Origin of the sequence: Nocardia puris (assembly GCF_003315035.1) — a bacterium.
Taxonomy (GTDB): Bacteria; Actinomycetota; Actinomycetes; order Mycobacteriales; family Mycobacteriaceae; genus Nocardia; species Nocardia puris.
In genome coordinates, this window is the sequence record NZ_QNRE01000019.1 from 15,748 (window position 1) to 27,987 (window position 12,240).

The window sequence follows — 12,240 nt, forward strand, 5'->3', positions numbered from 1 at the left end:
GAATGGTTCGAAGCGACTCCTCCCCGGATGAAACGGTCCGGTGGGGCCGGGCGGTCTCAACCGGGGAGGTGTCGGCGGCACCCCGAGTTCGGGTGCGGAACTCGGGGTGCGTGGTCGTGGGTATCGAGTGTCGGCGCATGGCATCCGACTCCTTTCGTTCGCGGGGGCGGGTGGGTCAGGCGTGGAGCCTGGTGAGGAAGGCGTCCATGTTCTCGCGGACGCGGGCGATCTTCTCCTCGACCGTCAGGTCCTCGCGGTAGCGGCTGCCGAGCGCGGGGCGCTTCTTGCCGCGCGCGTAGAGCGAGCAGGCCAGATCGGTGCACATGTAGGTGCCGATGGAGTTGCCGCGACGGCCGGACTCGCCCGCCTTGTTCGCGGTCATGAGACGCACGCCGCCACCGGTGTGGGTGGTGAGGCAGATCGCGCACATCTGCGCCTTGCCGGAGCCACCGGTCTCGTGGCGCAGCGCCACGCCCACCAGGCGGTCCTCGCGCGGCACCACGACGTAGCAGCGCCCGGCCAGCGACGGGTCGCCCCAGCCGAGGAAATCCAAGTCCTCCCAGGGATATTCGACCAGATCGCGCGGCACCGACAGGCGTTTGGCGTCGCCCTTGGAGCAGTTGACGAACGACGACCTGATGTCGCGTTCGGTGACGGGTTCCATGACGGATCCTTTCCGTTCGGTAGTGACAAACCGCGGCGACGTTACGGATCGCCGCCCGCGACGGCAACGCAATTTCCGATCCCGCGCTTCGCGTGCCGCCACCGGATTGCCATGCTGGCATCCATGGCCTCCCACGACCGCCCGCTGCTCGACCTGGTGTCGGAGCTGCTCGCGACCGACGGCCCGCTGCCGATCGTGCAGGCGGGCGACCCGGTGCTGCGCCGCCCCGCCGCGCACTTCGACGGGCAACTCGACGACGCCCTGCTCGCCCGGCTGATCACCGCGATGCGCGAGACCATGCACGCCGCACCGGGCGTCGGCCTGGCCGCGCCGCAGGTCGGCATTCCGCTACGGGTGGCGGTGCTCGAGGACGCGGCACAGGTCTCCGAGGAGGTCCGCGCCGCGCGGGCCCGCGAGCCGCTGCCGTTCCGCGTCCTCGTCAATCCGGTCTACTCCCCCGCCTCCGCCGAACGCGCCGCGTTCTTCGAGGGCTGCCTCAGCGTGAGCGGATGGGAAGCCGTGGTGACGCGCCCCGCCGACATCCACCTCACCGCCCTCGACGAAACCGGCCACCGCGTGGACGAATTCGTGCACGGCTGGCCCGCCCGCATCGTCCAGCACGAGACCGACCACCTCGACGGCACCCTCTACCTCGACCGCGCCGACCTCCGCTCCCTGTCCACCAACGACGCCGTCACCACCCGCTGGCACCACCCCACCCCCCACGAAGCCGCCATCGCCCTCCTCTTCCCCCTCCCCCACTGACCCACCCGAAACCCACTCCCCTGCGACATTTCCGGCGCGCGCCGCGCGGCAGATCCATGCGAATGGACTCGGCTCGGCGGCCGTCAGCGGATCGCGGCGAGGTGGCGGAGGTGGGTCGTCAGGGAGGTGTCGGTGACCGGGGCCAGGGTGAGGTGGGTGGCGGTGGTGAGCAGGTAGCGTCCATCGCCGGTGAAGTCGAGCCAGGTGCGGTGGCGGGTCGGCGGCGACATCGGGTCTTCCGGGGAGACGGTGACGGTGATGAAGCCGCGCGCGTCGATGGGGCGGTGCAGGGTTTCGCGGAAGACGGCGGCGCGGTCGGCGGCTTCGGTGCGGTCCCAGCGGTTCGGGTCGTCGTAGAGCACGGCCTCGCGCGGTTCGCGCATGGTGGCCAGGCGTCCGGGCGGCGTGTGCCCCATCGCGTCCACCAGGTGCCGTGGCACGGTGCGCGCGTGGCAGGCGATGACGGTGACGTCGCACGGCCCGGCGATCAGCACCGTCCCCCACACCAGATGCGCCGCCCCGAACGCGAGGATCGGTTCCTCGGCGCGCCCGTCGGCGCCGTAGCGGTCGCCCGAGACGGTGATGGTGGTGACGTCCGAGCGCGCGCACAGGGTGAGCGCGCCGGTGAGGTCGGGATCGACGTTGCGGGGGAAGCGTTCGGCGAGATCGAGCTTCTCCCGGTCGTTCTCGCTGCGCACGGTGCCGCGATGGGCCATGTTGATCGGATACGGGCGGCGGTCGCGGCCGGTCTCCACCGACCACACGTAGGTGAACTCGTCGGGAGTGAACACCCATCTCACGGCGCGTCCTCCCCTCCCGGGCCGGGCCCGCCGAACGAGGGAACGGCGTCGCCGGAGGCCACCAGGGTCGTGTTGTAGTGAAAGGTCAAGGTGTCCTGGGCGGCGGCCAGGGCTTCGGCGGCGGCGATGTCGTACGCCATCTTGCGCGGCCCGCCGTCCACCGCCTCCACCACCGGATCCGGGTGCGGCGTATACGGTTCCGGCGGCGGCGGGATCGCGTCCCGGATCGCCTGCGCGGCCGCCGAATTCGCCTCCATCCGCCGGTACATATCGGCGCACACGTCGCGCACGGCGGCGCCTAGCAGGATGAACTGCTCGGTGGAGGCGCGCGCCGCGTCGGCGGCCTGTCCCTGCCAGTCGGCCAGCTCCTGGTGCACGGCCGCGGCGAAGGCGCCGAACAATTCGTCGAGTTCGTCGGCCCCGGCCTCCCAGCCGTCGGCCAGGCGGCCGAGTTCGACCGGGCGCAGCGCCTCGTGCACCAGCTCCCAGATCTCGCGGTGGGTGTAGGCGTCGAAGGACTCCCGGTCGGTGACGTACGGCGGGTCGGTCGCCGCGTCCGCGCCGTGGTTCACGCGCCGCCGTCCAGACGGTCGGCGGCCAGGTCGAGGGCGGCCCTGTTGGCGGCGTCGGCCTCGGCGACCAGGCGCCCGGCGGCGAGGAATCCGGCCTTGTAGCGCAGCGCGGCCTCCCGCAGGTCGGCCACGACCTCGGTGAACTGCGTGCCCTTCCCGGCGAACCCCTTGGTGAGCGCCACGCCCGAGGGCAGCTCCGGGAATCCGGTCACGTGGGCGAGTCCGGCGCTGGAGTTCCGCAGCGCGCCGAGTCCGTCGATCAGCGCGTCGCACGCGGCCGCCAGCCGTTGCGCGGTCTGCTCCGGCATCCGGAAATCCCCGGCCGCGGCGGCGTCGTAGAGACCGCTCCCGGCGTCGCGCGCCTGATCAGGTCGCACGGATCCACCCCCTCGCTCTCGATCGGCGCCACGGTCGTAGAGCAAGGCAGCCTATCAGCGCCGGTGCGCGCGGGGGCAGGGCCGCGGGGCGGTGTTCGTACATCTCACAAATCGCCGCCGGGCGCGCACGCCGGGAACCATCCTGACCAGTCGGTTCAGCACACCTTCGGCAGCCCCGAAAGCTAATGTTCAGCTAATGAAAAGTGGGGTGTAACACTTCGGCCCGGACGGCGATGTCATACCCGATCGCCATTCGCGAGGCAGCGAAAACTCGTTGTAAAACGCCGTTTTTCGCCGCCGGGTGGCTTGCTAGGATCCTTTTTGCCGGACGGGGGTATCTGGAAAGGGGGCGGTGAGCGTGCGCCGAGCGTGGTGGGCACAACCGCATAGCAGTAACGAACGGGGTGAGACCGGCATCTGTGCGCGCACAGGCCACCCGGGTACCGACCTGACCAGCGGCCGGTGATCGACATGGCGACCGATCCCGAACCGCGGGTGCGCGAGATGTGTCGCGACTGGGCGCGCGCCGTGTGCGCCGAACCGGGCTCGCACACGACGCCCGCGCAGCTGGAACCTGTTCTCATCGAGCTGGTGCAGCGGCTGCTGTATCTGGCCAAGCACGAGCCCTTCCCGGTGCCCGAGGCGCGGATGCTGGGCGCTCGCCTGGCCGACCCGCCGTTCGAGCGAACCCGGATGCTGGCCCAGGCGAGCCGCTGGCTACTCGGATTCCCCTCCGGGCGTCCCGGCTCGCTGGTGGCCACGCGCTGGCCGTTCGTGGCCAGCCAGGCCATCGACAGCTACGCCCAGGCCCTCCAGGAGCGCGCGCTGGCACAGCAGGAGCAGAACCTCTCGGCGAAGGTGTCGCTGCGCGTGCAGGAGATCGCCGCGCTCCAGCACCGGCTGCGCCACGAGGCCACCCACGACGCGCTCACCGATCTGGCCAACCGCACCCTGCTGCAGGACCGGGTGCGCCGCATGGCGACCGATCCCACCAGCTGCGTCGGCCTGCTGCTCATCGACCTGGACCGCTTCAAGCAGATCAACGACGGCTACGGCCACGCCGTCGGCGACGAGGTCCTCGTGGAGCTGGCCAACCGCCTGCGCGAGGTGTGCCCGCCCGACACGGTCATCTGCCGGTACGGCGGCGACGAATTCGTCGTCGCGCTGAACCGGGACGGCCAGACATTGACCGATATCGCCAATCGCATCGTGGTCGCGCTGCGCGATCCGGTGTGGACGGCGGCGGGCCCGGTGCCGGTGTCGGCGAGCGTGGGCACGGCCTTCAACCCGCCCGGCGCGCCGTGTGACTTCATCGATCTGCTGCGCCGCGCCGACCGGGCCATGTACACCGCGAAGACCGCTGGTGGGCGCCGTTTCCACTATTCCGACACCGACGAACCGGAGATCGGCGCGGCCGTCGCGGGCTGACGAGGGGGCCGCGCGCCGGCGCGCGGCCTCATTTCGGCTGGCAGGTCGGGCACCAGAAGAGATTGCGGCCGTCCAGCACCGCGTGGGCAACCGGTGACGCACACACCCGGCATCCGGCGCCGGGTCTGCGGTAGACGTAGGTGCGCGGGCGATCGGGGGCGTAGGACGGCTCGCCGTGATCGTGTTCGGGCCGCACCACGTGCATCCGCCCCGTCGCGACACCCACCGGCATCAGCTCGACCAGATCGTCCCAGAGCGCGGCCCACTCGTCGACGCCGAGTTCCACGCCGGGACGGTAGGGCGAGATGCCGTGCCGGAACAGCACTTCGGCGCGGTAGACGTTGCCGACGCCGGCGAGCACGCTCTGGTCCATCAGCAGCGCGCCGATCGGCCTGCGGGAACGGGTGATCCGCCGCCACGCCCGCTCCGGCTCGGCGTCGGGGCGCAGCGGATCGGGTCCGAGGCGCTGGGTGAGCGCGTCCACTTCCGGCGGCAGCAGTATCTCGCAGGCGGCCGGTCCGCGCAGGTCGGTGCCGAAACCGGACGAGCCGGCCATCCGCATCCGCACCTGGCCGACCGGCTCCCCCATCGGCAGCTCGGCGTCGTAGAACTTGCCGTACAGACCCAGGTGCACGTGCACCGTGAGCCCGGATTCGTAGTGGTGCAGCAGGTGTTTCCCGTAGGCCTCGGCCCGCTCGAGCCGTTGACCGTCGACGCGCGCGGCGTCGGCGGCGAACCGGCCCTGCGGACTCGACACCCGCACCACGCCGCCCGCGAACCGCCGGTGATGCCGGTCCGCGAGGCGGTGCAGCGTGTGCCCCTCCGGCACGAGACGAACTCAGTACGCGGGAACGGCGGGCGCTTCCCCGGACTTCTCGTACTCGGCCAGGATATCGATGCGGCGCTGGTGGCGCTCCTCACCCGACCAGGGCGTGCTCACGAACGCGTCGACGATGGCCAGCGCCTCCTCGGTGGAGTGCATACGGCCGCCGATGCCGATGAGCTGCGCGTTATTGTGCTCGCGGGCCAGCTTGGCGGTCTCCACGCTCCAGGCCAGCGCGCAGCGGGCGCCGGGCACCTTGTTCGCGGCGATCTGCTCGCCGTTGCCGCTGCCGCCGAACACCAGGCCGAGGCTGCCCGGATCGGCGACCGTGCGGCGGGCCGCCTCGATGCAGAACGCGGGGTAGTCGTCGAGTGCGTCGTATTCGAGGGCGCCGCAGTCGACGACCTCGTGCCCCGCCTGCTCGAGGTGGGCCTTGACGTGATTCTTCAGTTCGAAACCGGCATGGTCGGCACCCAGGTATACGCGCATGGCTGCGATTGTGTCAGGCCCGTCCGGGCCGGTTCCGCGCGGGATCGTCCCCCTCGGGCGGGTCGCGCGCCGACGCGCCGACCGGCACGGCCGGCGATGAATAGAGTGCACATCATGCAGCCGCACGAACCGAATCCGCCGGGCCCGCAAGACCGGCCCGCGGACCAGTACGCGCCGCCGACCGGGTGGGAAGTCCAGCAACCGCCGTATCCGACCGCGCACACCGGCGGGTACCCGACCTACGGCGCGCCCCCGCCGCCGACGCCGCATCGGATGCCGCGCGGGCTCTCCCCGTTCGGCATGCCCGCCCGGCACAGCTGGGAGATCCCGCTGCTGGTGGCGGTCGTGGTGCTCACCGCGATCGCGTATCTGATCGCGGTGCTCGTGCTGATCGGCGCGCTGCTCGACGGCGCCGCGCCGAGCGATCTCGTCCTGCTGCTGGCGCTCGCGCCGGTGATCGTGTGGGCCGCGCGCGGTATGAATTTCGCGACGCAGCGGGTGAACGGCGTGAAGATGTCGCCGACGCAGTTCCCGGAGGGGTACCGGATGGTGGCCGAGGCGGCGGCCAGGTTCGGAATGGCCAAGGCGCCCGACGCCTACGTGGTGCTCGGCAACGGCCAGATCAACGCGTTCGCCTCCGGCCACGGCTTCCGCCGGTTCGTGGTGGTGTACAGCGACCTGTTCGAAATCGGCGGTCAGGCCCGCGAACCCGACGCGCTCGCCTTCATCATCGGCCACGAGGTCGGCCACATCGCCGCGGGCCACACCTCCTATTGGCGCCAGCTCGGCATGTTCCTGGTGCCGTTCCTGCCCATCCTGGGCAATTCGCTGATCCGCTCCCAGGAGTACACGGCCGACAACCACGGCTACTGCAACCGGCACACCGGCGCGGCCGCCGCGATGGGCACGCTCGCGGCGGGCAAGTACATGAACACCCTGGTCGGGTTCGACGAGATGGCCGACCGCGCCGCCACCGAGAAGGGCGGATTCGTCTGGCTGGTCAACGCCATGTCCACCCACCCGGTGCTGACCTGGCGGATGTGGGCGCTGCGCGACCGCAGCAGGCACGGCAAGATGTTCTGGCGGCCGAGCCCGCGCCCCGGTTTCGGCGGCCCGCCGCCGCCCGCGCCCTACGGCGAGGTGCCGAGCCTGCCGCCGAAACCGGTGCCGTAGCGGCTCAGTCGAAGGCCGGTTCCTCGTGCCTGGTGCGCTTGAGCTCGAAGAAGTGCGGGTAGGAGGCGAGCGCGACGACGCCGTCCCACACCTTGCCCGCGTCCTCGCCGCGCGGGATGCGGGACAGGACCGGACCGAAGAACGCGACGCCGTTGACGTGGATGGTCGGGGTGCCGACGTCGTCGCCGACCTTGTCCATGCCCGCGTGGTGGCTCTTGCGCAGCGCCTCGTCGTAGTCGGTGCTGTCGGCGGCCAGCGCCAGTTCGGCGGGCAGCCCCACCTCGGCGAGCGCGTCGGCGATCACCTGCTTGCGCTGTTCGGCGGTGGTCGGACGGCCGTAGGCGGTGTTGCCGTCGTGGAAACGGGTGCCGAGGGCGGTGTAGAGCGGGGCGAGCACCTTCTCCCCGTGCTGCTGTTCGGCGGCGATGGCCACGCGCACCGGACCCCACGCGGTCTCGAGCAGTTCGCGGTACTCGGCGGGCAGGTCGCGTCCCTCGTTGAGCACCGCGAGGCTCATGACGTGGAAGCGCACTTCGATATCGCGGACCTTCTCGACCTCCAGAATCCAGCGGGAGGTGATCCAGCACCACGGGCACAGCGGGTCGAACCAGAATTCGGCGACATCCTTCTCAACCGTGTCGGTCACGGGTGGTCCTCTCGATCGCATGCTCGAATACGCGACGCCCCGGCGCCGCTACTCCGAACCAACCACGGCGCCGCGCGATTCGTTCCCGGGCGGCGTCGCGATATCGCGTTGCCGGTGTCCGCGTGACAGTAGGCTCGAGGACACGAGTTCCCCCCGAGAGGAGTCCACGATGACCTCGGATCGGCATTTCGTGATCGTCGGCGGCGGCCTGGCCGGCGCCAAAGTGGCCGAAGCGCTGCGCGACAACGATTTCGACGGCAAGGTCACCCTGATCGGCGCCGAGGAACATCTGCCCTACGAGCGACCACCGCTGTCCAAGGAGCATCTACTCGGCAAGAAGGGCCTCGCCGAATTCACCGTCGACGCCGCGCAGTGGTACCGCGACCACCACGTCGAACTGCTGCTCGGCACCACCGTCATGGCGATCGACGCGGGCGCGAAAACCGTCACGCTGCCCGACGATTCGACCCTCACCTACGACAAGCTGGCTCTGGCCACCGGCTCCACCCCGCGCACGCTGCCCCTGCCGGGCGCCGACGCGGCGAACGTCTACACGCTGCGCACCATCGACGACTCGGACACGCTGATCGAACTGTTCGCCCAGGACCGGCGGCTGGCGATCATCGGGGCGGGCTGGATCGGGCTGGAGGTCGCGGCCGCGGCCCGCACCAAGGGCGTCACGGTGAGCGTGATCGAGTCCGCGGAGCAGCCCTTGCTCGGCGCGCTCGGCCCCGAGATGGGTGCGGTGTTCGCCGACCTGCACCGCGCGCACGGCGTGGATCTGCGGCTGGGCGCAAGCGTCGAGGAGATCGTCACCCGCGAGGGCGTCGCCACCGGCGTACGCCTGGGCGACGGGACCGAGGTGCCCGCCGACGCGGTGCTCGTCGCGGTGGGCGCGGCCCCCAACACCGGGCTGGCCGAGGCCGCCGGGCTCGCCGTCGACAACGGTGTGCTGGTGGACGCGAGCCTGGTCACCAGCGATCCCGACATCGTCGCGGTCGGCGATATCGCGGCCGAGGAACACCCGCACTACGGTCGCCGGATCCGGGTCGAGCACTGGGCGAACGCGCTGAACCAGCCCGCCGTGGCGGCGGCCACCCTGCTCGGCAAACCCGCCACCTACGATCGACTGCCCTACTTCTTCACCGACCAGTACGACCTCGGGATGGAGTACACCGGCTACGCCGCACCCGGCGCCTACGAGCGCGTGGTGATCCGCGGGGATCTGGACGCGCGCGAGTTCGTGGCGTTCTGGCTGGATGCGCGGAATCGCGTGCTGGCGGGGATGAACGTCAACGTGTGGGACGTGACCGACCGGATCAAGGAGCTCATCACCGCGGGCGAACCGGTCGATCCCGATCGGCTGGCCGACCCCTCGACGCCCCTGTGAGAACCGGCCGGAAGAATTCCCGAGCGGATACGTCGAAACCCGCTGTCCCGCGCCGACCTTCTCATGAGAGCGCCACCGGGGCGCGTCGACCGGCAAGGAGCCGACCGTGAAATACATGCTGATCAAGTCATACGGACCCCCCGCCAACTGCGACATCCCGATCTCGGAGTGGGCGCCCGAGGACATCGCGGCCCACATCGATTTCCAGCGCGCCCTCGGCGAGGAACTGGCCAAGTCCGGTGAGCTGGTGGACGGGCAGGGGCTGGCCGGTCCCGACGAGGCGCGCATCGTCAGTTCCGATGGGCGCTCCGCGCCGGTGGTGACCGACGGCCCTTTCCCTGAGACGAAGGAATTCCTGGCGGGGTACTGGATCGTCGATGTGGACAGCCCCGAGCGCGCGGTGGAGATCGCCGCGAAGGCGTCGGCGGCGCCGGGCCCCGGCGGAAAGCCGATCGGCGAGCACATCGAGGTCCGCGCGGTGATGAGCGCACCGCCGCGGTGATTCCGGCACGCACCGAGGACCTGCTGCGCGAGCTGGCGCCGCAGGTCCTCGGCCTGTTGGTGCGCCGGTTCGGCGATTTCGACGCCGCCGAGGACGCCGTCCAGGAGGCGTTGCTCGCGGCGGCGACGCAGTGGCCCGAGGAGGGCGTGCCGGAGAATCCGCGCGGCTGGCTGATCCAGGTGGCCCAGCGCAGGATGACCGACGCGGTGCGCGCGGAGGTGGCGCGCAGGCGCCGCGAGGTCACGGTGTTCGAGCGGGAGGTGCCCGACGGCGACGCCGCGGATCGCGACGACACCCTCGACATGTTCTTCCTGTGCTGTCATCCCGCGCTCTCGCAGGCCAGCGCCATCGCGCTGACCTTGCGAGCGGTCGGCGGACTCACCACCGAGGAAATCGCGCACGCCTTCCTGCTGCCGGAAGCCACGATGGGCCAGCGCATCTCGCGCGCGAAGAAGCGGCTGGCCGCGCTGGACCGGCCGTTCGCCCGTCCGGGTGACGCGCAGTGGCGCGACCGGCTCGGCGCGGTGCTGCACGTGCTGTACCTGATCTTCAGCGAGGGGCACACCAGCACCTCGGGGGCGCAGCTGCGGCGCGCGGACCTCTCGGCCGAAGCGATCCGCCTCGCTCGCGCCGTGCACGAACTCCTCCCCGACGACAGCGAAGTCACCGGCCTGCTCGCCCTCATGCTGCTCACCGATTCCCGCCGCGCCGCGCGGACCGGAGCGCACGGCGAGCTGATCCCCTTGCACGAACAGCAGCGCGGACTCTGGGACCGGACGATGATCGTGGAAGGCGTGCGACTGGTGACGAGCACGCTGTCCGGCGGGCTCACCGGCACCTACCAGGTGCAGGCCGCCATCGCGGCGCTGCACGGGCAGGCGCTGCGCGCCGAGGACACCGACTGGTCGCGCATCCTCGGCCTCTACGACGTGCTCGAACGGCTGGCGCCCAATCCGATGGTGACGCTGAACCGGGCGGTCGCCGTCGCCATGGTGCACGGACCCCCGGCCGGACTGGAGCTGGCGGAGACGGTGGCGGATCAGTTGGGGCGCGGCCATCGGCTCGACGCGGTGCGCGGGCACCTCTACGAGATGGCCGGTGATCGTCCCGCGGCGATCGCGCACTACACCGCCGCCGCGGCGCGCACCACCAGCGTGCCCGAACGCGACTATCTGATGTTGCGCGCCGCCCGGGTGCGCAGCGCCGCCGACTCCGACTCCTGAGGTGATCATGAAGTACAGCGCGGGCGTGCTGCTGTTCCGGCGCGGCGAACGGGCCGAGGTGCTGCTCGGGCACATGGGCGGACCGTTCTGGGCGCGCAAGGACGCGGGGGCCTGGTCGATTCCCAAGGGCGAGTACGAGTTCGGTGCGGAGGAACCTGCCGTCGCGGCGCGGCGCGAGTTCACCGAAGAGCTCGGCCTGCCCGTGCCCGACGGCGACTGGGCGTCCCTGGGCGAGGTGCAGTACGGCAGCGGGCGCGGGCGCAAGCACCTCACGGTGTGGGCGGTCGACGGCGACCTCGACCCGTCCGCAGTGACGCCGGGGACGTTCCAGATGGAATGGCCGCCGCGCTCGGGCACGCTCGCCGAGTTCCCCGAGGTCGACCGCGCCGAATGGTTCGACCTGGACACCGCCCGCGACAAACTCACCGCGGGTCAGCGGCCCTACCTGGACCGGCTGGCCGAATTGCTCGGCGAGAGCTGAACTCAGAGCTCCCAGGGGCGGCCGGTGATCAGCTCGTACGCCTCCTGGTACTTGCGGCGGGTGGCCTCCACGATGTCGGCGGGGATCTCCGGGCCGGGCGGTTCCTTGTCCCAGCCGGTGGAGGTGGACCAATCGCGCACGAACTGCTTGTCGAACGAGGGCTGCGCGCGGCCCGGCTCCCACTGGTCGGCGGGCCAGAAGCGGGAGGAGTCCGAGGTGAGCACCTCGTCGCCGAGGGTGAGAACGTCGCCGTCCCAGCCGAATTCGACCTTGGTGTCGGCGATGATCACGCCGCGGCCCGCCGCGTGCTCGGCCCCGCGCCGGTACACGTCCAGGGTGCGGTCGCGCAGCAGGTCGGCGACCTCGCGGCCCTCCTGGTGCACCACGTCGTCGAAGGTGATCGGCTCGTCGTGGCCCTCGGACGCCTTGCTGGTGGGGGTGAAGATCGGCTCGGGCAGCTTGTCGCCGTCGCGCAGGCCGGGCGGCAGCGCCACACCCGACACGGTGCCGGTGCGCTGGTACTCCTTCAGGCCCGACCCGGTGAGGTATCCGCGCGCGATGCACTCCACGGACACCATCTTCAGCGGCTTCACCCGGACCGCCCGCCCGGCGAACTCGGCGGGCACGTCGGTGGTGGATACGACGTGGTTGGGGATATCGGTGAAGAACTCGAACCACCAGTTGGAGAGCTGGGTCAGCAGCGCGCCTTTACCGGGAATCGGCGTCGGCAGCACCACGTCGTAGACCGAGACCCGGTCCGAGGCGACCAGCAGCAAGGTGTCGCCGTCCTCGTACAGGTCGCGCACCTTTCCGGCGTGCACATGCTTCAACGTCGGGCCTCCGATTCCGGGAGTGGGTCAGGTGTGCGCCCGTGCGCACGGTCGCGGTATGCGTCGCGCCGGCCCAG

The 12,240-nt window shown here is 71.0% G+C and carries 15 protein-coding genes; 7 read left to right on the plus strand and 8 right to left on the minus strand.

Annotated elements, in window-relative coordinates; genetic code table 11:
* Nucleotides 1-175 precede the first annotated feature (175 nt).
* A complete protein-coding gene (locus DFR74_RS31290; RefSeq protein WP_067511524.1) occupies nt 176-664 on the minus strand; it encodes an FBP domain-containing protein in 489 nt (162 codons plus the stop codon).
* Between the two features lie 123 nt (nt 665-787).
* Here DFR74_RS31290 and DFR74_RS31295 point away from each other — a divergent pair, with 123 nt between their 5' ends.
* The gene (locus tag DFR74_RS31295; RefSeq protein WP_198161819.1) at nt 788-1,429 is read left to right on the plus strand and encodes a peptide deformylase; all 642 of its coding nucleotides are present in this window, start codon (nt 788-790) and stop codon (nt 1,427-1,429) included.
* Nucleotides 1,430-1,512: 83 nt separating this feature from the next.
* Here DFR74_RS31295 and DFR74_RS31300 read toward each other — a convergent pair whose 3' ends face one another.
* From DFR74_RS31300 to DFR74_RS31310, 3 genes are read right to left on the minus strand one after another with little or no spacing between them, the layout of a single operon-like run.
* On the minus strand, nt 1,513-2,229 hold the full coding sequence (locus DFR74_RS31300; protein WP_067511526.1) for an ESX secretion-associated protein EspG: 717 nt from the start codon (nt 2,227-2,229) through the stop codon (nt 1,513-1,515).
* On the minus strand, nt 2,226-2,801 hold the full coding sequence (locus DFR74_RS31305; protein ID WP_067511527.1) for a hypothetical protein: 576 nt from the start codon (nt 2,799-2,801) through the stop codon (nt 2,226-2,228). The genes DFR74_RS31300 and DFR74_RS31305 overlap by 4 nt, the downstream gene beginning before the upstream one ends.
* Nucleotides 2,798-3,178 carry a hypothetical protein gene (locus tag DFR74_RS31310; protein WP_067511528.1) on the minus strand — a complete coding sequence of 127 codons (381 nt, stop codon included), beginning with the start codon at nt 3,176-3,178 and terminating at the stop codon, nt 2,798-2,800. Before DFR74_RS31310 ends, DFR74_RS31305 begins: the two co-directional genes overlap by 4 nt.
* Nucleotides 3,179-3,649: 471 nt before the next feature.
* Between DFR74_RS31310 and DFR74_RS31315 the strand changes: the two genes are divergently transcribed.
* Entirely contained in the window at nt 3,650-4,606 is a 957-nt protein-coding gene (locus DFR74_RS31315) for a GGDEF domain-containing protein (protein ID WP_067511557.1), read from the plus strand.
* A gap of 28 nt (nt 4,607-4,634) precedes the next feature.
* On the opposite strand, the gene DFR74_RS31320 is transcribed toward DFR74_RS31315, so the two are convergent.
* Both DFR74_RS31320 and DFR74_RS31325 read right to left on the minus strand, forming a co-directional pair.
* Complete coding sequence (locus tag DFR74_RS31320; RefSeq protein ID WP_067511529.1) at nt 4,635-5,435, minus strand: Fpg/Nei family DNA glycosylase; 801 nt, start codon at nt 5,433-5,435, stop codon at nt 4,635-4,637.
* A gap of 9 nt (nt 5,436-5,444) precedes the next feature.
* Entirely contained in the window at nt 5,445-5,918 is a 474-nt protein-coding gene (locus DFR74_RS31325; RefSeq protein ID WP_067511530.1) for a ribose-5-phosphate isomerase, read from the minus strand.
* Between the two features lie 273 nt (nt 5,919-6,191).
* Between DFR74_RS31325 and DFR74_RS31330 the strand changes: the two genes are divergently transcribed.
* Nucleotides 6,192-7,091 carry a M48 family metallopeptidase gene (locus DFR74_RS31330; RefSeq protein WP_113975375.1) on the plus strand — a complete coding sequence of 300 codons (900 nt, stop codon included), beginning with the start codon at nt 6,192-6,194 and terminating at the stop codon, nt 7,089-7,091.
* Nucleotides 7,092-7,095: 4 nt separating this feature from the next.
* Here DFR74_RS31330 and DFR74_RS31335 read toward each other — a convergent pair whose 3' ends face one another.
* Nucleotides 7,096-7,737 (minus strand): mycothiol-dependent nitroreductase Rv2466c family protein, encoded by a 642-nt coding sequence (locus DFR74_RS31335; protein ID WP_232331833.1) that lies wholly within the window; start codon nt 7,735-7,737, stop codon nt 7,096-7,098.
* A gap of 169 nt (nt 7,738-7,906) precedes the next feature.
* On the opposite strand from DFR74_RS31335, the gene DFR74_RS31340 reads away from it, so the two are divergent.
* The 4 genes from DFR74_RS31340 (at nt 7,907) to DFR74_RS31355 (ending at nt 11,333) form a co-directional block, all read left to right on the plus strand.
* Nucleotides 7,907-9,127: an NAD(P)/FAD-dependent oxidoreductase gene (locus DFR74_RS31340; RefSeq protein ID WP_067511532.1), complete on the plus strand. Its 1,221-nt coding sequence runs from the start codon at nt 7,907-7,909 to the stop codon at nt 9,125-9,127.
* Between the two features lie 106 nt (nt 9,128-9,233).
* Nucleotides 9,234-9,629, plus strand: coding sequence for a YciI family protein (locus DFR74_RS31345; RefSeq protein ID WP_195125810.1), 396 nt, complete (start codon nt 9,234-9,236; stop codon nt 9,627-9,629).
* Nucleotides 9,626-10,852 (plus strand): RNA polymerase sigma factor, encoded by a 1,227-nt coding sequence (locus DFR74_RS31350; RefSeq protein ID WP_198161821.1) that lies wholly within the window; start codon nt 9,626-9,628, stop codon nt 10,850-10,852. Before DFR74_RS31345 ends, DFR74_RS31350 begins: the two co-directional genes overlap by 4 nt.
* A 7-nt stretch (nt 10,853-10,859) precedes the next feature.
* Nucleotides 10,860-11,333: an NUDIX domain-containing protein gene (locus DFR74_RS31355; RefSeq protein WP_067511559.1), complete on the plus strand. Its 474-nt coding sequence runs from the start codon at nt 10,860-10,862 to the stop codon at nt 11,331-11,333.
* A 2-nt stretch (nt 11,334-11,335) separates the two neighbouring features.
* Here DFR74_RS31355 and DFR74_RS31360 read toward each other — a convergent pair whose 3' ends face one another.
* Complete coding sequence (locus tag DFR74_RS31360; protein ID WP_067511533.1) at nt 11,336-12,163, minus strand: phosphoribosylaminoimidazolesuccinocarboxamide synthase; 828 nt, start codon at nt 12,161-12,163, stop codon at nt 11,336-11,338.
* Nucleotides 12,164-12,240 lie beyond the last annotated feature (77 nt).

Coding starts and splice junctions, on each gene's coding strand:
- DFR74_RS31295 (WP_198161819.1), top strand. CDS start 788: ATGGCCTCCCACGACCGCCCGCTGCTCGACCTGGTGTCGGAGCTGCTC.
- DFR74_RS31340 (WP_067511532.1), top strand. CDS start 7,907: ATGACCTCGGATCGGCATTTCGTGATCGTCGGCGGCGGCCTGGCCGGC.
- DFR74_RS31290 (WP_067511524.1), bottom strand. CDS start 664: ATGGAACCCGTCACCGAACGCGACATCAGGTCGTCGTTCGTCAACTGC.
- DFR74_RS31330 (WP_113975375.1), top strand. CDS start 6,192: ATGCCGCGCGGGCTCTCCCCGTTCGGCATGCCCGCCCGGCACAGCTGG.
- DFR74_RS31325 (WP_067511530.1), bottom strand. CDS start 5,918: ATGCGCGTATACCTGGGTGCCGACCATGCCGGTTTCGAACTGAAGAAT.
- DFR74_RS31315 (WP_067511557.1), top strand. CDS start 3,650: ATGGCGACCGATCCCGAACCGCGGGTGCGCGAGATGTGTCGCGACTGG.
- DFR74_RS31355 (WP_067511559.1), top strand. CDS start 10,860: ATGAAGTACAGCGCGGGCGTGCTGCTGTTCCGGCGCGGCGAACGGGCC.